This window comes from Sphaerisporangium krabiense (assembly GCF_014200435.1).
GTDB classification, from domain to species: domain Bacteria; phylum Actinomycetota; class Actinomycetes; order Streptosporangiales; family Streptosporangiaceae; genus Sphaerisporangium; species Sphaerisporangium krabiense.
On sequence record NZ_JACHBR010000001.1, the window covers coordinates 2,302,664 to 2,321,079 of the forward strand.

Sequence of the window (18,416 nt, forward strand, 5' to 3'; positions counted from 1 at the left end):
TGTGATCATGCCGGACGGGGCCCGTTCACGGCCGCGCGGCGACGGGCGCATCGGAGGCGACGCGACGCGCGGCGACGCGCCTGCGGACCGCCAGCACGACGAGCAGCGCCGCGATCGTCACCGCGGCCACGCCCGGCCCGAGCGCGGCGCCGCGGAGCTGGTCCGCCGCGCGGTCGGGCGCCCAGGGCAGCGCCAGGTCCTCGTACCAGTCCTGGCCCTGGACGGGGCCCGCGAGGAACACGACGGCCATCCACGCCTGCACGGCCAGGGCGCCGGCCAGCATGAGCATGCGCTGCAGCGGTCCGATCGCGCGCGGCAGCGGGTCCAGGCCGAGGGCGACGCAGAAGAACCAGGTGCCCGTCGTGAACAGCACGACCCAGACGGCCAGGCGCACGGCGAGGCTCGACTGCGCGGGCTCGAACAGCCCGGCGGCGTAGAAGATCAGGTAGGGGGCGGCGTACAGGCCGAACGCCGCCCACGGGTGGGTGAGCGCCCGCGCCTGCGGGCCTTCGACCGCGGCGCGCAGCGGCGTCCACACCTCGCGCAGGGGGACGAGCGGCGCGGACAGCGCGATCAGGGCCGGGGCCAGCGTGCCCACGAGGGCGTACTGCAGGGCGTGCGCGGAGAAGATCGCCGGAGCGTAGGCGGCGAGGCCGCCCGCCGTCGCGTACAGCAGGACGGCCAGGCCCACCAGCGCCGCCACCACGCGGCCGGCCGGCCAGGAGCCGCCGGCCCAGCGGCGCGCGCCGAGGAGGTAGGCGACGGCCAGGCCGGCGACGGCGAGGATCACGATGGGGTCGGGGCGGATGTCGGTGATCAGGCGGCCCGCGGTGAAGGGCCGCAGCGTGTAGCCGAGCAGCTCGTGGGAGGAGTGCGCCGAGCCCGCGCCCGGCGGCGGCGTGCGCGACAGGGCCACCGCGAGGCCGAGCGTGCACGCCATCACGCCGACCTCGGCGGTCGCCAGGCGCAGGAACGGCCGGGACGCCGTGCCCGCCTCCAGGGCGGCGATCGTGCGGCGGCGGTGCCGCAGCCCGAACCAGCCGAGCGCGACGAGCGCGACGATCTTGCCGACGACCAGGAGGCCGTAGCGGGACTGCCAGAGCTCGCTCAGGTCGCCGATGCGGATCCAGGCGTTGACCGCGCCGGAGAAGCCGACCGCGACGAAGCAGCACAGCGCGAGGGCGCTGAACCTGCGCACCGCGGCGGGCAGGTCGTCGGACCCGCGCAGCGCGAGGACGAGCGCGAACAGGCCGCCCACCCACATCGTGACCCCGGCGATGTGCAGCATGAGGCTGGAGACGGCGAGGTTGTGGTCCGCGGCCGAGGCCGAGTGGCCGACGTAGGCCGGGGGCAGGACGGCGAAGACGGCGAGCGCGAGCAGCAGGGCCCGGCCCAGGGGGCCGAGCGTGAGCGTGGTGGCCGCGGCGATGACCAGGGTGATCAGCGTGACGATCAGGAACGCCTCGCCCTGCGGCACCTCGGTGCTGAAGTTGATCAGGAACCCCGACTCCAGCGCCTCGCCGATGGGCAGCCCGAGCAGGTCGGAGAGGGTGAGCACCTGCGTGACCACCGCCGTGGCGGCCCAGGCGAGCGCCCACTGGCCGGCGATGCGGGTGAGGCGCCGCCGGTCGTCGGACCCGCCGGCGAGCGCGACGGCGGCGAGCAGCAGCCCGACGGTCGCCACGGCGCAGGCGTCGTGGACGACGCGCACGATCGGCAGGCCGAAGGAGGTGAGGGGGCCCGGCGAGGGAAGGCCGGGGATGTCGGGCTGTGGCCAGCCGCCTCCGAGCCATAAGGCCGCCAGGAGCACGGCGAACGTGCCGGCGGCGATGATCGCGTACACGGCCGGGCGCCGTCGGAGTGTGCTCATGCTCCTGACTTCCTCGCTTCGGGGGCCGAACCCACGATGTCATCTTGTGATCAAGTATCACCGCATCCGGTGTCCGCGGCGAGGGTTTCAGGGGTTCGCAGCACCACAAGGGCTTTTATTGCTCTATGTCATGACTTGGGGGAGTGCGGAAGCTGCCAGGGCGTTTATTGCCTCGCACACCGGACAGTCAACGAAGGGGATGGACCCGTACACCGAAGGGGGCATGTCATGGGTGCCGACGACAAGGCGGCCAACAAGGCCGAGCAGCTCAAGGGCAAGACCAAGAAGGGGCTCGGCGACCTCACCGGCGACGACGAGCTGCGTGCCCAGGGCGAGGCGGACGAGGCCAGGGGCAAGGTCAAGCAGGCAGGGGAGCGCGTGAAGGACGCCGCCAAGAACGTCAAGGACGCGTTCAAGCGCTGAGCCTGACCCACCGCGGCGGAGGCCCCGTGACCGGGGATCCTCCGCCGCCGCCGTGCCGGAGCCCGACCGGCACGGCGCGGACGGACCTCACGAACGGCGCAGCTCGCCGACCACGCCCTCATAGTCCCCGTGTCCCCGGTAGGCCCGGTGCCCCCCGTAGGGGTCGTAGGCTCCGGCGCCTCGCGCCCCCGCGTCGTCCAGCGCGCGCCCGTCGCGCAGCGTCCGGACCACGTCCTCCTTGTACCGGTTGGCCTCGGCCAGCGACGCGCCGTCGCGCAGGGCTCTGACCACGTCCTCCTCGGCGTCCGCGTACATGTAGGAGTCGGGGAAGACGTCGGTGGAGGGCAGCGCGACCACGCCCGACCCGTCCATGACGATGGACGTGGTCTCGTCCACGACCACCCCGGCGATCTCCACCGGGCCGCCGACGCAGGCCACGTGCACGTCGGGCCCGGGCCCGGCCGTGGCCTCGTAGAGCGCCCAGACGGGCAGGCCGAGGTCGCGGAAGGCGTTCACGTCGCGGACGCCGCCCTCCACGAGAAGGCCCGTCGCGCCACGGGCGAGCGCGGCGCGGGTCAGGATCTCTCCCCACACCGCTCCGGCCGCCGCCTCCGCGCCGGCGACCACGATCACCCGGTCCTCCAGGTCCTCGTCCATCATGCGGTGCAGGGGATCCAGCCCGTCGACGCCGGGTCCCGGCGCCAGTCGTACGGTGCGGGCCCTGCCCAGCAGGCCGAGCGATCGGTGTATGGGACGCAGCGGCGGGCTGAGCCACCCGGTGAGCCCTCGCAGCTGAAGTACGTCCGCGATCGCGGTGGTAGGCGGAACCACGGTATCGATCACCTCTTGTAAAGAGATTTTCAGATCTCGCCGTCCGGAGGCGGCGAAGGGTTGTCCGGACAACACGTCGTCGATCTCAGCGATCCCGGCCTGGAGCGGGGCCTCCCCGGTTGGCGACCGGTCCGTGACGGGCCGGCCGCGGTGGAACGGCGCGGCCCAGCGCATCCGGCTCGCCTGCCCCCACGGCGATGATCTGATGCACGGCGCTTCCTCTCCCCGGCCACGGGAACGGTGGTTCCGGTGGCGTGCGAAGGACCTGACCCTCTTTTCGTGCCCTGTGCCGCTCGAATGATCGGGCAATCACCTGCCCGTTCATTCACAATAACCGGCTTTTCTCACGGACAAGAGTCCCGCATCAGACTAAGTAGACGGTAGAGCCGATGTGCGGGAAAGAGTGGCGGTTTCATTACGGAGATGCGTGAAGACGGTTTCGTCTACGTCGCTCCGCGGCCCCGCGAAGGGCCCCAGGCGGCGAAAGCGCTGGTCGGGACCGGTCCAGGTGAAGCGGTTCACCGGTCAAGGGGGGAACCGATACCCACCCGGGTCAGCCTCCGGCGCCGCGTGACCCCCAGAGCGAGCGGACCTCCTCGAAGACCTTCTGATCATGGGAGATCTCGACGACGTTCCCGTCGGGATCGGTCAGCGCGCACACGTAGCCGACCGGCGGCGGCAGGAGCCGCGGCTCCCAGTGGAGGCACCCGAGCGCGCGCGCCCGCGCGGCGGCCGCGTCCACGTCCTCGCGGCGCGGCACCTCCATGCCGAGGTGCGCGAACGGCGTGAGCTGCGGGCTCGGCCGTCCCCTGTCCCTGGCGAACTCCACCAGCACCAGCACGAACGGCGTCTCCGCCTGGCCGGGGTTGGAGAGCCAGGCGTTGCGTCCCTGCTCGTCGCTGTGGGTCGAGACCACGACGAGCGGGGTCATGGCGGTGTAGAACGCGACGGACGCGTCGAGGTCGGCGCTCGGCAGGGCGACGTGCGTCCAGCGTGCCTCGGTGAGCCTCTCTCCTGACATGGCGTCTCCTCCCGGGACCACCGGGGTCCGCGGACGACCTTTCCCCCTCCGAAACCCCGCTCATTCGAGCTCTTTTGTCGGTGAGGTCGTTCATCTCGCTAAGCGATTGAGCGTTTCGAGGAATCGTGCCCGCCCATTCACATGTGAACCGCGGCGCGGAATGATCCGCGGCCTCGCGGCGTTCGGGCTCGCGGAACCTCTGTAGATCGGGAGAGATCGATGAGCAAGCTGAACGACGACGCCAAGGCCCTGCTCCGCAGGCCGGTACACGCGTGGGCGACCGTGGTGCGGCCCGACGGGGCGCTGCACAGCACCGTGGTGTGGGTGGACCTTGACGGCGACGAGGTCGTCTTCAACACCGCCGTGGGGCGGGCCAAGGAGCGCTACCTGCGCGAGAACCCTCACGTGTCCATCGGCGTCCTCGACCCGGACAACGCCTACCACCTGGTCAGCGTCTCGGGCACGGCCCGGCTGGAGCTGGAGGGGGCGGACGAGGTCATCGACGGCCTGGCCAAGAAGTACCTAAACGCCGACTCCTACCCGTTCCGGCAGCCGGGTGAGCAGCGGGTCAACGTGCGGATCACCCCGGAGCACGTGATCCACAACGGCTGACGACGGGCCCGGCGCCCGGTCCCCGCCCGGTTCTCCGGCGGGGCCCGGCCGCCTCCGGCAGGGGGCTCACGAGAGGACGGCCACCCGCCCGTTCCGATACGGTTTCCGCGGATAACTGCATCTGTCGCATGGTCTCGTCTCCTGGCGGGCTTCGCGGGAGGCCGCACCGTGATCGTCGAACTGCTCTTCCTGCTGGGCGCGATGGCCCTCGTCCTCGCGAACGGCCTCTTCGTCGCGGCCGAGTTCTCGCTGGTCACCGTGGAGCGCGGCGAGGTGCGGCGCCTCGCGGGCGCGGGCGACCGCGGCGCGCAGGGCGTCCAGGCGGCGATCCGGCGGCTGTCCTTCCAGCTCTCGGGCGCGCAGCTCGGCATCACGATCACCTCGCTGTTGCTCGGCGTCACCGCGGAACCCGCCATCGCCGGGCTGCTGCGGCCCGCCCTCGGCGCCGTCCCCGGCCTGCGCGGCCCGGCGGCCGGCACCGTCGCCGCGCTGCTGGGACTGCTGATCGCCACGGTCGGCCAGATGGTGCTCGGCGAGCTGGTCCCGAAGAACGCCGCCCTGTCGCGCCCCATGATGGTCGCCCGGCTCGCCACGCCTCCCCAGCGCGCCTTCTCCGCCGTGTTCGCCCCGCTGATCAAGGCGTGCAACGCCACCGCCGACGCGATCGTGCGGGCGTTCGGCGCCGAACCGCAGGACGAGCTGGCCTCGGCGCGCTCGCCGGACGAGCTCAGCCTGCTGATGAGCCTGTCCGCCCAGGCCGGCGCCCTGCCCGGCGGGACCGCCGCCATGCTGCGCCGCGCGCTGCGGTTCGGCGACAGGACGGCGGCCGAGGCGATGACCCCGCGCACCGACTGCGTGACCGTGGCCGGCGGCGCCGCCGTCGCCGAGTTCCTGACCATCGCCCGGCGGGAGCGCCACCTGCGGCTGCCCGTCTCCGGCGGCGACCTCGACGACATCGTCGGCGTGGCCTCGGTGGCCGGGGCCTTCGCCGTCCCCGCCGACCGGCGCGCGAGCACGCCGGTCGCGGCGATCGGGCACCCGCCCGTCCTCGTCCCCGGATCCCTGGACCTCGCCACGGTGCTGGAGCGCCTGTTCGCGGCCGGGCAGGAGATGGCCGTCGTGGTCGACGAGTACGGGGGCTTCGCCGGGATCGTCACGGTGGAGGATCTGGCCGAGGAGCTGATCGGCGACATCGCCGACGAGTACGACCTGCCCGAGGAGGGCTCGGCCGAGCCGGCGTCCGCGCTGCTGGCGCCCGGGGCGTCGGTGGCCGTGCCCGCCGGGCTGCGCGCCCACGAGGTCGAGGAGCGCACCGGCTTCCAGATGCCCGAGGGGCCCTACGAGACGCTCGCCGGGCTCCTGATCAGCAGGCTCGGCCGCCTCCCCGAGACGGGCGACGGGGTGTCCGTGCACGGGTGGGGGCTGCGGGCCGACGTCGTGCGGCGGCGCAGGATCGAGCGCATCACGCTCACCGCGCCGGGCGAGGAGTCATGACCACCTCCGGAGGCGGCCGGTGAGCCTGGTGGACGCGCTCGTCATCGTGGCCCTGCTCGGGGTCAACGGCTTCTTCGTCGGCGCGGAGTTCGCGCTGATCTCCGCGCGGCGCACGCAGATAGAACCGCTGGCCAGGGGCGGCTCGCGGCGGGCGCGTGCCGTGCTCGGCGCGATGGACGACGTGCCGCTCATGCTCGCCGCCGCGCAGCTCGGGGTGACGCTGGCCTCGCTCGCCCTCGGCGCCGTGGGGGAGCCGGTGCTGGCCCACGCGCTGGAGCCGCTGTTCGCCGCCCTCGGCGTCCCGCACGCCCTGGTGCACCCGGCCGCCTTCGCGCTGGCCCTGCTCGTGGTCGTCTCGGCGCACGTGATCATCGGCGAGATGGTGCCGAAGAACCTCGCCCTGTCCGGGCCGGACGAGGCGGCCCTGTGGCTGGTGCCCACGCTGCGCACGGTCGCCCGCACCCTGCGGCCCGTGCTGGTGGCGATCAACGCGGTGTCCGTGGCGGTGCTGCGGGCGCTGAGGATCCCGCCGACCGGGGAGGTCCGCTCGGTCTTCACCTCCGACGAGATGCCGGCCGTCATCCAGGAGTCGCGCCGGCACCTGCTGCTCGACCAGGACGAGTACGACCGCATGATCGCCACGCTGGCGCTGCGCGCGCGGCCGGTCACCTCGGTCATGGTGCCCGTGGCGGACGCGGTGACCGTGCCCGCGACCACGACCGCGGCCGACCTTCAGGAGTACGCGGGGCGGCACGGCCACTCGCGCTTCCCGGTGCGCGGGAACGAGCCGGGCAGGCTGTCGGGGTACCTGCACGTGCTGGACGCGCTGAACGGGTACGCGCCGGACGAGCCGCTGCCCGCCCGTCCGCTGCCGGTCGTCCACCGCGAGACCTCGCTGGCCGACGTCCTGGCGACGATGCGCAAGCGGCGGGCACAGCTCGCGGCGGTGGGGGACGACGGCGGGGCCGTGATCGGGGTGGTCACGCTGCAGGACGTGCTCACCGGCCTGCTGCGGCACGCGGACCCGGAGACCACCCCTGGATAGCCGCCCCTAACCCTTAGCTAAGGCGTGATTTATACCCTTATGCGGCTATTCTCACTTTTCACCGTGTTTGACCCAGTAAGGTGAACCGGTGGTTAGGGAAGCGGACATCCGGGGTAGCGCGGTCCAAATGCCCGTCGACGGTCGCATCGAAACCTCCGCACCATCCGTTGACTCCGTCTCCCGGTCACCGTCCGCCCCGCCGATCGCCCGCCAGGCGTGGCTGGACGCGCTGCGCGGGCTCGCGGCGCTCGTGGTCGTGTTCGAGCACTCGCTGGACGCCCTGCTGCCCGAGGTCCGCGGCGCCGTCAGCCCGTGGTTCGACTTCGGCCAGTACGGGGTGCTGCTCTTCTTCCTGATCAGCGGCTACGTCGTCCCGGTCTCGCTGGAGCGGCGCGCCAGCGTGCGCGGCTTCTGGATCACCAGGTTCTTCCGCATCTACCCCTTGTGGGCGGTGGCGGCGGCCGTCGGCACCGCGTTCGCCGTCGCCGGCGTGTGGAACGTCATCCCCGGCCAGACGGCCGAGCGGCCGTGGACGGCGCTGCTGGCCCACCTCACCATGCTCCAGGACCTGCTCCAGGTGCCGAGCGTGGTCAACGTCTTCTGGACCCTCTCCTACGAGATGGCGTTCTACCTGCTCGTCACCGCGATGTTCGTGCTCGGCTCACGCGGCGCGGGCGCGGGGACCTCCCTGTCGTTCGCGGCGTGCGGCCTGCTCGCCGGCCTGCTGATCCCCGCGGGCTGGCTGACCAGGAACCTCGGGGTGGCCGTGGTGGGCGTGGCGACGGTCGCCCTGCTCGGGGGCATCGCCGCCGTCGTCAGCACCGACCGGAACGTACGGACGCGGGGCGCGGTCGTCATCGCCGCCCTCGCGCTGGTGCTGCTGACCTTCAACAGCAGGGTCGGCGCCTGGCAGAGCCTGGTCATCCTCGCCACCATGTTCGCCGGGACCGCCGTCTACCGCCTCCAGCACTCCGAGGCCCCCGCGCGCACGCGCTGGATGCTCGCGCTGGTGCCCGTCGTCTCGGTCGCCGCCGCCGTGCTGCTCGGGCCGGGCTGGGGCATGTCCGAGAGCGCCGAGCAGGCGTTCAAGTGGAGCTGGTCGGCGGCCCTGATCGGCGCCTGGCTGACGTTCGCCGCCGGGCTCGCGCTGCGCCACCGCGCGGTCTCGCGGGCGCTGGTCTGGCTCGGGCTGGTGAGCTACTCCATCTACCTGCTGCACCCGCTGATCCTGCAGGTCGTCCGGCGGCTCACCATGGACCCCTCGCAGATCTCGCTGCCGGCCCGGCTGGCGTGGGAGGCGGCGCTCTTCGCGCTCGTGCTCGGGTTGGCGGCGCTCGGCCACCGTTTCGTGGAGCGACCGGCCCAGCGTGTGGGGCGCCGTCTCGCCCGCGCGGTGCCGCGGGAGTCCGCGATTCACCTGGAAAAATGACGATTTCCTGCGAATACTGCGACACCGGGCCACAAATATCCTGGTGCTCGCTAGACTGGCCTGCGGCTTGCCGGGCACGAGGATCCGGCGCCTGGAGTCGGCGCGTGGCCTCGGGCCACCAGCCCTGGCCATTTCCGTGGGGACGATGAACGGCGGGCTTGTCGATGTGCGCCCTGTCCAGCCCGCAGGCGACCCGGCCACCGGTCGCCGCAAGCGGTGGTGGACCTCATGGCTCTGGTGCCTGGTCGCGGCCGTGGCGGGGGTCGCCGTCGCGGCGAGCGCCACGCTCATCGGCGCCTATACCAAGCTGAGCGGCAACATCAAGCACGTCACGGTCGACGCCAAGGACCTCGGCACGCGCCCGGCCAAGGTGAGCAAGGCGCTGAACATCCTGATGGTCGGCTCCGACACACGGGCGGGCGCCAACGTCAAGTACGGCCACCGGGAGTACGGCGAGCGCACCGATACGATCATCCTCGCACACATCTCGCCGAGCCGGGACAACGCGCTCCTCATCAGCTTCCCGCGTGACTCACTGGTACAGCTCCCTTCGTGCCCGGCCAAGAACGGCCTCACCGGACAGCGCGCGCACATCGGGATGATCAACGAGTCGTTCAACTTCGGCGGCATCGGCTGCACCTGGAAGACGATCGAGTCCCTCACGGGCATCCGCATCGACCACTTCGTCAAGGTCGACTTCACCGGCTTCAAGAGCATGGTGAACGCCCTCGGCGGCGTCGAGATCTGCGTGCCCAAGCCCATCGACGACACCAAGGCCCTGCTCCACCTGCCCGCGGGCCGGCAGACGCTCAAGGGCGAGCAGGCCCTCGGCTACGTGCGCGTCCGCTACTCCATCGGGGACGGCTCCGACATCGGCCGCATCCAGCGGCAGCAGATGTTCCTCGCCTCCATGGTCAAGAAGGCGATGAGCGGCGCCACGCTCACCGACCCCGCCAAGCTGTTCGGCTTCCTGGACGCGGCCACCAAGTCGGTCACGACCGACCCGGAGCTGACCCTCGGCGTGATGAAGGACCTGGCCACCAGCGCCCAGGGCCTCGCCGCCGGCGACATCCACTTCATCACGACGCCGTGGCGCTACTCGCTCACCCAGCCGGGACGCGTCGAGTGGGTGCAGCCGCAGGCCAGGCAGCTCTTCCGGCTCGTCGCCACCGACACCAAGGTCAAGGGGTCGGCCATCAAGACCGGCCGCGAGGCCAAGGTGCCCAAGGCCAAGATCGAGATCTCGGTGCAGAACGGCACCGCCCGCGCCGGCCTCGGCGCCCAGGTCGCCGCCGCGCTGGAGCAGCGCGGCTACAACGTGGTCAAGGTCGGCGACGCGAAGGTCAAGCCGTACCCGAAGACCACGATCAAGTACGCGGCCGACGGGCAGTCGCGCGTCCCGACCCTCGCCGGGGACCTCGTCCTGTCGCGCAACGCCATGGTCGCCGACGTCACCACGACGCGGCTCGTCCTGGTGATCGGCGCGGACTGGAAGGGCCTCAAGCCCGCTCCGGTCTCCGACGAGGAGCTCAAGGGCATCGACGCGACCCAGGACTCCTGCTCCGACGCCTGAGCCGTTCCTGATCGGCCGCGGACGGTTCCTGTTGGACCGGCGCTCTCCGGGGTACGGAACCGGACACGTGGCCGTCGCGGGGGCGTCGGCGGCCGGGCGTTCCCACGGGGCGGGACGGGCCACGACCCGGTGATTCCAGGATGGTGAAGCGATGCGGCGCGGGGTTATCTTCGATCTCGACGGCACCCTGGTCGACACCACGTACCTGCACGTGGTGGCGTGGTGGGAGGCCTTCCGGCGCAACCGGAGGGACGTCCTCATGCTGGACATCCACGGGGCCATCGGCCGCGCCGACCGGGCCCTGCTCGACTACCTGCTGCCCAAGGCGAGCGAGGAGGAGGCGCAGGCCATCTCCGACGCGCACGCCGAGATCTACAAACCACGGCTCGACGACGTGCGCCCCGTGCCCGGCGCGGGCGAGCTGATGCGGACGCTCGCCGACCGGGGGCTGACCGTGGTGGTCGCGACCAGCGCGCCCAAGGACCAGGCCGAGCGGCTGGTGAAGATCACAGGCGCGGAGGACGCGGTGGCGGTGCTGGTGCACGCCGGGGACGTCGACAAGTCCAAGCCGCACCCCGAGCCGGTGCGGCAGGCGCTCGACAAGTCGGGCATGGCCGCCGAGCAGGCTTTCATGATCGGGGACAGCGTCTGGGACGCGCTGTCGGCCCGCGCGGCCGGGGCCGCGTGCATGGGCGTGCGGTCCGGGGGCATCGACACGGCCTCGCTGCTGGACGCCGGGGCCGAGGCCGTCTACAAGGACTGCCGCGACCTGCTCTACAACCTGGAGGAGAGCCCGCTGGAGCGCCTGCTCCGCTCCTGACCCTCGCGCGCGGCCCCGCGACGGCCCTCCTTCACAATTGGATCCGCCCCGGAAACGCCGCGGACGGCCCCGGGCGCCCAGCCGTCGCCGGCCGATCCTCGCCGCGACGCGCCCGCCGTCCCGTCGAACCTCGCGGCCCTCCACGGCGTATCGCTGATCGGAAGGAGAGTGATCGGACATGACGACAGAGCGCGCGGTCATCGGAGTCACCGGACTCGGTGTCATGGGCCGGAACCTTGCGCGGAACTTCGCCAGGCACGGCTACCCGGTGGCCGTGCACAACCGGACGGAGGCCAAGACCAAGGCGCTGATCGAGCAGTTCGGCGCCGAGGGCGAGTTCCTGCCCGCCGAGACGCCCGAGGCCTTCGTCGCCTCGCTGGCCCGCCCCCGCAAGATCGTGATCATGGTCAAGGCGGGGGCCTCGACGGACGCGGTGATCGAGGAGTTCGCGCCCCTGCTGGAGCCCGGCGACATCCTGGTGGACGGCGGCAACGCCCACTTCGCCGACACGCGCCGCCGCGAGAAGGCGCTGCGGGAGCGCGGCGTCCACTTCGTCGGCACGGGCATCTCGGGCGGAGAGCAGGGCGCCCTGGAGGGCCCGAGCATCATGCCGGGCGGGTCGCGCGAGGCGTACGAGCACCTCGGGCCGATCCTGGAGGACATCGCGGCGAAGGTCGACGGGGTGCCGTGCTGTGCTTACGTTGGACCGGACGGTGCCGGACATTTCGTGAAAATGGTGCACAACGGCATCGAGTACGCCGACATGCAGCTCATCGCCGAGGCCTACGACACCCTGCGCCAGGGCGCCGGCATGTCCCCGGCGCAGATCGCCGAGGTGTTCCGCGTCTGGAACACCGGCCGCCTGGAGTCGTACCTCATCGAGATCACCACGGTGGTGCTCTCGCACCGGGACGCGGCCACCGGTAAGCCGTTCGTCGACGTCGTGCTCGACCAGGCCGAACAGAAGGGCACGGGCCGCTGGACGGTCCAGACCGCGCTCGACCTCGGCGTGCCGGTCAGCGGCATCGCCGAGGCCGTCTTCGCCCGCTCCCTGTCCGGCCACGCCGGGATGCGCGAGGAGGCGCGCGTCCTGCCCGGCCCGTCCGGCGACGGCCTGGAGTCGTCCTTCGCCGACGACGTCGAGCAGGCCCTGTACGCCTCCAAGGTGGTGGCCTACGCCCAGGGCTTCAACGAGATCCAGGCCGGCAGCGCCGAGTACGGGTGGGACATCGATCTCGGCGCGATGGCGACGATCTGGCGCGGCGGGTGCATCATCAGGGCCCGCTTCCTGGACCGGATCCGCGCCGCCTACGAGGCCGACCCCGGCGTGCCCACCCTGCTGGCGGACGCGTCGTTCGCGGACGAGCTGTCGCGGGCCCAGCGGGCCTGGCGGGACGTCACCGTCGCCGCCGCCCGCCGTGGCGTCCCGGCGCCGGGTTTCTCCAGCTCGCTGGCCTACTACGACGCCCTGCGCGCCGAGCGCCTGCCCGCCGCGCTGATCCAGGGCCTGCGCGACTACTTCGGCGCGCACACCTATCGGAGGGTCGATCGCGACGGCGTCTACCACACCTGGTGGGAGCTGCCCGGGCAGCCGGAGACCCGCGTGGACGTCTGAGGCCGGTCAGAGCGCCGAGCGCGCGCGCTGCTCCTGCTCGGCGATCAGCTCGGCGAGGGTGGTGGCGTCGTCGGCGTCCACCGTGCGCCACACCCCCGCCGCCTCGGTGGCGTCGTCGAAGCGCAGGCGGGTCGCCCAGAAGCGCCCGGCGTCGGAGCGGAAGACCACCCACCCGGAGGCGCCGGCCGGCGCGGGGTTCACCGGGCCTCCCCTGCCCGGGGGCTCGGCGGTGGCGCGGCGTGGCGCCGGCGGAGGTGGAATGCTCTGATCTGTCGCACGTGGCCCGACCTCGGTTCGCATCAGTAGGCCCACAAGCACCGGCAATCGCTCCTATGGGCCTGTCCTTTATGGCGTCATCGGTCTGCGCGAGACGCATCCGCGCTACGGTCAGTGTGAGGGATCGGTGACACGGTGTCATCATTGCCATGGTGCCGCACCGTCATTGCCGCAACACCTGGAGTAACGATGACCATCGGCGAGGATCTCAGGGCCGCGCGCAGGCACGCCGGGCTCAGCCTCGGCCGGCTCGCCGCGCTGACCGGCGTTTCCGCAGGCCACCTCAGCCGGGTGGAACGCGGGGACCGCGAGGCCACCCCGGCCATCATGCGCCACTACGAGGTCGCTCTGGGTATGCCGCCGGTTCGGTTCATGGCAACGGAAACCCCCCATTCCCGCGACGCCGAAACGGGTACCGTCGATGACATGAAGCGCAGGGGCCTACTCTCGGTCATCGCGGCGGCTTCGGTGGGGGTCGCCACGGGCGAGCCTCTGACACGCCTGCTTGACGGATTGTCGACCGAACCGCCAAACCTCGTCGGCTTACCCGAAGTGCGAGCGGTCGAGGCCGCCGCCGACCTGTACATGCGCATGGACCTCGCCCGCGGGGGCAACGCCGCCATCGCCATGGCGCGCGGCTCCCTCGAGTGGGCGGTCAAACTCCGGGACCGGCCCATGGCCGAGTCCACCCGCGACCGTCTCAGCTCCGCCATCGGCCTCCTGGCCGACCGCGTCGGCTGGGCCACCTACGACCAGGGCCGCCTCGAACCGGCCACCAAACTCCTCACCTTCGCCCTCGACTCCGCGGCCCGCGGCTCCGACCGCGACCTGCGGGCGCACACCATGCTGGACCTGTCGGTGGCCTTCGCCGACCTCGGCCGCCCGCGCGACGGCGTCGACATCCTCCGCATGGCGCTCGGCGACGAACGCATCTCCAGCGCCGAGCGCGCCAACCTCCACGCCGTCGCCGCCCGCCACTGCGCCGCCGCGGGCGACCGCGCGGCCGGGCTGCGGCACATCGGCCTCGCCGAGGAGGCCCTCGCCAGGGCCGAGCCGGCGCTCGCGCCCGACTGGGCGCACCACATCACCGTCTCTCCCGGCCACCACGACAGCGCGCTCGGGCTGGCGCTGTTCCAGCTCGGCGAGGACGCCCGCGCCCGCGCGCGTCTCAGCGCCGCGCTGGACCGCCTCGGCGAGAGCCGCACGCGCACGGGCCTGCGGTGCCTGACGCGTCTCGCCGTGCTGCGCATCCGCGAGGGTGACCGGGAGGCGGGCGCCGAGCAGGCCCGCCGCGCGGTCACGCTCGCCTCGGACGTCCAGTCGATGCGCGTGGCCAACGACCTCCGCATGATGATCGACGACGTCCGCCAGTGCGGCATGACCGAGCTCGCCCGCGAGCTGTCCCGGTCGCTGGTGGCGGCCTGAGGTCCGGCGCGGCACACCCTCGCTCCCCGCGACCGGTCACGGGGGCAGGAAGGCACCGAAGCCGTACGGCCGACCATATATCGGCCGTACGGCCGAGCCCCGGGGACCGGAATTCGGCTAACCTCGCCTGGTCCCCGCACATGCCAGGCGCTTCGCCGCGTCCCGGCCCTTCCGAAAGGTGTGTTCGTTGATCGGCTGGTTCGAGGCGCTCGTGCTGGGGGTGGTGCAGGGGCTGACGGAATTCCTGCCGATCTCCTCCAGCGCGCACATCCGGGTGGTGTCGGCCTTCTTCGGCTGGAAGGATCCCGGGGCCGCGTTCACCGCGGTCATCCAGCTCGGCACCGAGGCCGCCGTGCTCATCTACTTCCGCCACCGCATCTGGGACATCGTCTCCACCTGGGCCCGCTCGCTGGGGAAGCCGGACCTGCGGGCGGAGCCCGCCGCCCGCATGGGGTGGTACATCATCGTGGGCAGCATCCCCCTCGGCGTCGGCGGCGTGATCTTCAAGGAGCAGATCGAGACCACCGTGCGCGACCTGCGCCTCGTCGGCACCTGCCTGATCGTCTTCGGCCTGCTGCTCGCGGTCGCGGACCGCATGGCGCGCAACGAGCTGACCCTGGACAAGAACCTCAACACCCCGCACGCGCTGACGTACGGCCTCGCGCAGGCGCTGGCGCTGATCCCGGGCGTGTCGCGCTCGGGCGGCACCACCGGCGCGGGCCTGCTGCTCGGCTACCGGCGCGAGGAGGCGGCCGAGTACTCGTTCCTGCTGGCGATCCCGGCGGTGCTGGGGTCCGGGGTGTTCGAGCTCTTCAAGATCGGCGACGGGGAGACGACGCCGAACTGGGGCCCGACGATCCTCGCCACGATCGTGTCGTTCGCGATCGGCTACGCCGTGATCGCCTGGCTGATGCGGTACATCAGCACGCACCGTTTCACGCCGTTCATCATCTACCGGGTCGCCCTCGGCCTCGTGGTCATCGCGGCCGTGAGCTTCGACCTCATCCCGGCGATCTAGAGCCGGGCCGCGCTTCGATCGTGCCGCGGTAAAGAGCAGGTAGATTCCGAGCAGGGGGAAATTTCACGACAATCGAGTACGGGGGGCGCGATGAAGGCCCGTATCGCGGGCGTCGCGGCGTACCTGCCGGAACGCTCCATGACCAGCGACGAGGTCGAGTCGCGGATCGAGGGTTACGTCCCGTACCGCGGGGTCATCGAGCGCATGACCGGCATCAGGCGGCGGCACCTCGCCGCGGACGACGAGCAGGCGTCCGACCTCGCCGTCGCCGCCGTGCGCCGGCTCCCCGAGCCCGGGGAGCCCGACCTGCTCATCTTCGCGTCCGCGTCGCAGGACATGGTCGAACCGGCCACCGCGCACATGGTGGCGGCCAAGCTCGGCCTGTCCTGCCCCGTCTTCGACGTCAAGAACGCCTGCAACAGCCTGCTGAACGGCATCCAGGTGGCCGAGGCGCTGATCCGCACCGGCGCCCACCGCACGGTCCTGGTGTGCAGCGGCGAGCTGCCCTCCCGTGCCGTGCGGTGGCGGGTCGAGAGCCGGGCGCAGTTCGCCGACGCCTTCGCCGGGTACACGCTCTCGGACGCCGGCGCCGCGGTGCTGGTCACCGCCGACCCCGGCCGGGGCATCTTCTACCGCGCCTTCGCCGCGGACTCCACGGCCTGGTCGGCGGGCACGCTGCCCGGCGGCGGCTCGGCGCACCCGCGCGACCCCGAGTACACCTACTTCCGCGGCGACGGGCGCCGGCTGAAGGAGGCGTTCGAGCTGGCCGGGCCGGACCTCTTCCTGACGGCGCTCAAGCGCACCGGCCTGACCTGGGATGACTTCTCCGTCGTGGCCGTACACCAGGTGGCGATGCCCTACCTCGACGTGCTGGCCCAGGCCCTCGGCATCCCCGGCGACCGGCTGGTCGTGACGCTGCCCGAGCACGGCAACTGCGCGTCGGCCACGCTGCCGCTCCAGCTCGCGGCGGCGGGCGCCGGGCCGGGCGACCGGGTGGCGCTGCTCGGGCTCGGCGGCGGCATCAGCCTCGGCGTGCTGTTCGCGGACCTGTGAGGACGGACCGATGGACCTCTGGGTGATCGTCCCCGCCTACGACGAGGCGAAGGGGATCGAGGCGACGCTGCGCGCGCTCGAGGACCAGGACGACCGCGCGTTCACGCTGGTCGTGGTCGACAACATGAGCACCGACGGCACCGCCGAGGTCGTCCGCGCCTACGCCGCGGGCTCCTCCCTGACGATCGAGATCGTCACCGAGCGGCGCAAGGGCACGGGGGCGGCGTCCGACACCGGCATGCGGCACGCCATCGCGCGCGGCGCCACCCACCTGCTGCGCACCGACGCCGACTGCCTGCCGCGGCGCGACTGGGTGCGTGCCATGAAGCGCGGGTTCGCCGACGGCCTGGAGATGGTGGGCGGCCTGCTGCGGCCCCGCACCGACGAGTTCCGGCTGAAGTTCTGGGAGCGGTGGCTGCTGCCGTCCGTGGTGGAGGCGGCGGCGCTGTTCGGCCGCCTGCGCCCGAGCAACCGCGGCGCCTACCTCGGGCCGTACGTCATGATGCCCGGCGCCACCGTGGGCATCACCGCGGCCCTGTACGAGCGGGCGGGCGGGTTCCCGCGCACCGCGATCGAAGAGGTCCACGAGGACCGCGCCCTGGTCAACCGCGTGCGCGCGATCACCCGCGCCTACGGCACCCGGCGGGACGTCGTGGTGTACGGCTCGGTGCGGCGACTGCGCGCGTACGGGCTGGCGGGGACGCTGGCCTGGTACGCCGACCACCACTACCGGCCCGAGGTGGTCGACGTCCGGTGAGGCCCCGTGACGCGGGGCGGGCGATGGCCGCCGAGCGGCGGCTCTACCTGGCCGCCCATCCGGTCGCCTATCCCCTGGTCCGCCTGCTCGCCCGGTTCGGCCCGGTGGTGCGGGTGCCGGGGCTCGGGGTGGTGGTGAACGACGCCGCGACCGCCCGCGCGGTGCTGACCGACCCGCGGTTCCGCAAGGACGGGCCCGGCTCACCCGGCGACCTGTGGACGCCCGTGCTCGGGCCGTCGGTGCTGCTCAACATGGAGGGCGAGGCGCACGCGGCGCTGCGGCGCAGGCTCGCCCCGCTGTTCACGCCCGCGCACGTCACGGCGCTGGTGGACGACGTGCTGGCCGGGCCGCTGCGCGACCTGTCGGAGCGGCTGGCGCGCGGCGCGACCGTGGACCTGGTGGACGAGATGCGGCTGATGGCGGGGGCGGTGATCTGCCGGCTGATCGGCATGCGCGAGGTGCCGGCACGGGAGGCGCGGTCGCTGTTCGCCGACGGGGAGCGGGTCGCGTCCATGATCTCACTGCGCTCCCGGCGGCTGACGGACCGGCAGGTCGCCGTGGCGCGCCGGGTGCTGGACCGGGTCGGCGCCATCGCGGTGGACGCCTACGCGAAGGGCGACGCGGCGACGGTGATGGGGCGCATGCGGGCGCTCGGGCTGTCGGAGGCCGAGGCGCGCGGCGCGGCGGGCGCGTTCTTCCTGACCGGCACCGAGACCGTCGCGACGTTCGTCCCGAGGCTGGTCGCCCTGCTGCACGACTCCGGCACGCCGGTCGAGGCGCCGGAGGACCTGGACCGGGTCGTCGAGGAGGCCATGCGGGTGACGACGCCGACGCCGGTCATGCTGCGCTCGGTGGCGGCGCCCGCCCGGGTGGGACGGGTCCGGGTGCGCCCCGGGGACCGCGTGGTGATCGCCACGCACAACTGCGCCCGCGCCTACGGCCCGTTCGACCCGGCGGCCGAGCACCCGGCCGAGCTGCGGCGGCTCTGGTTCGGGGCGGGGCCGCACTTCTGCGTCGGCCATCCGCTGGCGATGGCGGAGATCCGGGCCGTGGCCGGGACGGTGCTGGCCCACCGGCCGCGAGTGGTCGGCCGTGAGGTGGCCCGGGGCGTGCTCATCCCCACCTATCGACACCTGTGGATAACTTGTGGATAA

Annotated in this window: 17 protein-coding genes; 13 read left to right on the forward strand and 4 right to left on the reverse strand. The window is 72.6% G+C overall.

Annotated elements, in window-relative coordinates:
* Positions 1-25: 25 nt before the first annotated feature.
* Complete coding sequence (locus tag BJ981_RS09975) at positions 26-1,870, reverse strand: bifunctional copper resistance protein CopD/cytochrome c oxidase assembly protein (RefSeq protein ID WP_184610176.1); 1,845 nt, start codon at positions 1,868-1,870, stop codon at positions 26-28.
* Between the two features lie 228 nt (positions 1,871-2,098).
* Here BJ981_RS09975 and BJ981_RS09980 point away from each other — a divergent pair, with 228 nt between their 5' ends.
* Entirely contained in the window at positions 2,099-2,293 is a 195-nt protein-coding gene (locus BJ981_RS09980) for a CsbD family protein (protein ID WP_184610178.1), read from the forward strand.
* Between the two features lie 87 nt (positions 2,294-2,380).
* On the opposite strand, the gene BJ981_RS09985 is transcribed toward BJ981_RS09980, so the two are convergent.
* A complete protein-coding gene (locus BJ981_RS09985) occupies positions 2,381-3,124 on the reverse strand; it encodes an RraA family protein (RefSeq protein WP_184610180.1) in 744 nt (247 codons plus the stop codon).
* Between the two features lie 553 nt (positions 3,125-3,677).
* Positions 3,678-4,145, reverse strand: coding sequence for a VOC family protein (locus BJ981_RS09990; RefSeq protein ID WP_184610182.1), 468 nt, complete (start codon positions 4,143-4,145; stop codon positions 3,678-3,680).
* A 219-nt stretch (positions 4,146-4,364) separates the two neighbouring features.
* Here BJ981_RS09990 and BJ981_RS09995 point away from each other — a divergent pair, with 219 nt between their 5' ends.
* From BJ981_RS09995 to gnd, 7 genes are all read left to right on the forward strand, one after another.
* Positions 4,365-4,757 (forward strand): PPOX class F420-dependent oxidoreductase, encoded by a 393-nt coding sequence (locus BJ981_RS09995; protein ID WP_184610184.1) that lies wholly within the window; start codon positions 4,365-4,367, stop codon positions 4,755-4,757.
* A gap of 168 nt (positions 4,758-4,925) precedes the next feature.
* Complete coding sequence (locus tag BJ981_RS10000) at positions 4,926-6,251, forward strand: hemolysin family protein (protein ID WP_204070647.1); 1,326 nt, start codon at positions 4,926-4,928, stop codon at positions 6,249-6,251.
* Positions 6,252-6,270: 19 nt separating this feature from the next.
* On the forward strand, positions 6,271-7,296 hold the full coding sequence (locus BJ981_RS10005) for a hemolysin family protein (RefSeq protein WP_204070646.1): 1,026 nt from the start codon (positions 6,271-6,273) through the stop codon (positions 7,294-7,296).
* A 127-nt stretch (positions 7,297-7,423) separates the two neighbouring features.
* Positions 7,424-8,725, forward strand: coding sequence for an acyltransferase family protein (locus tag BJ981_RS10010; protein ID WP_184610186.1), 1,302 nt, complete (start codon positions 7,424-7,426; stop codon positions 8,723-8,725).
* A gap of 145 nt (positions 8,726-8,870) precedes the next feature.
* On the forward strand, positions 8,871-10,298 hold the full coding sequence (locus BJ981_RS10015) for an LCP family protein (protein WP_184610188.1): 1,428 nt from the start codon (positions 8,871-8,873) through the stop codon (positions 10,296-10,298).
* Between the two features lie 151 nt (positions 10,299-10,449).
* Positions 10,450-11,118, forward strand: coding sequence for an HAD family hydrolase (locus BJ981_RS10020; RefSeq protein WP_184610190.1), 669 nt, complete (start codon positions 10,450-10,452; stop codon positions 11,116-11,118).
* A gap of 178 nt (positions 11,119-11,296) precedes the next feature.
* Positions 11,297-12,733, forward strand: coding sequence for an NADP-dependent phosphogluconate dehydrogenase (gnd, locus tag BJ981_RS10025; RefSeq protein WP_184610192.1), 1,437 nt, complete (start codon positions 11,297-11,299; stop codon positions 12,731-12,733).
* Positions 12,734-12,739: 6 nt separating this feature from the next.
* Here the strand turns inward: gnd and BJ981_RS10030 are convergent, their stop codons facing one another.
* Entirely contained in the window at positions 12,740-12,934 is a 195-nt protein-coding gene (locus BJ981_RS10030) for a hypothetical protein (protein ID WP_184610194.1), read from the reverse strand.
* Between the two features lie 264 nt (positions 12,935-13,198).
* Here BJ981_RS10030 and BJ981_RS10035 point away from each other — a divergent pair, with 264 nt between their 5' ends.
* From BJ981_RS10035 to BJ981_RS10055, 5 genes are all read left to right on the forward strand, one after another.
* On the forward strand, positions 13,199-14,434 hold the full coding sequence (locus tag BJ981_RS10035; protein WP_184610195.1) for a helix-turn-helix domain-containing protein: 1,236 nt from the start codon (positions 13,199-13,201) through the stop codon (positions 14,432-14,434).
* A 178-nt stretch (positions 14,435-14,612) separates the two neighbouring features.
* Complete coding sequence (locus tag BJ981_RS10040; RefSeq protein WP_239139664.1) at positions 14,613-15,452, forward strand: undecaprenyl-diphosphate phosphatase; 840 nt, start codon at positions 14,613-14,615, stop codon at positions 15,450-15,452.
* 90 nt (positions 15,453-15,542) lie between these two features.
* The gene (locus BJ981_RS10045; protein WP_184610197.1) at positions 15,543-16,505 is read left to right on the forward strand and encodes a 3-oxoacyl-ACP synthase III family protein; all 963 of its coding nucleotides are present in this window, start codon (positions 15,543-15,545) and stop codon (positions 16,503-16,505) included.
* Positions 16,506-16,515: 10 nt separating this feature from the next.
* On the forward strand, positions 16,516-17,262 hold the full coding sequence (locus BJ981_RS10050) for a glycosyltransferase family A protein (protein WP_184610199.1): 747 nt from the start codon (positions 16,516-16,518) through the stop codon (positions 17,260-17,262).
* The gene (locus tag BJ981_RS10055) at positions 17,259-18,416 is read left to right on the forward strand and encodes a cytochrome P450 (protein ID WP_239139663.1); all 1,158 of its coding nucleotides are present in this window, start codon (positions 17,259-17,261) and stop codon (positions 18,414-18,416) included. The genes BJ981_RS10050 and BJ981_RS10055 overlap by 4 nt, the downstream gene beginning before the upstream one ends.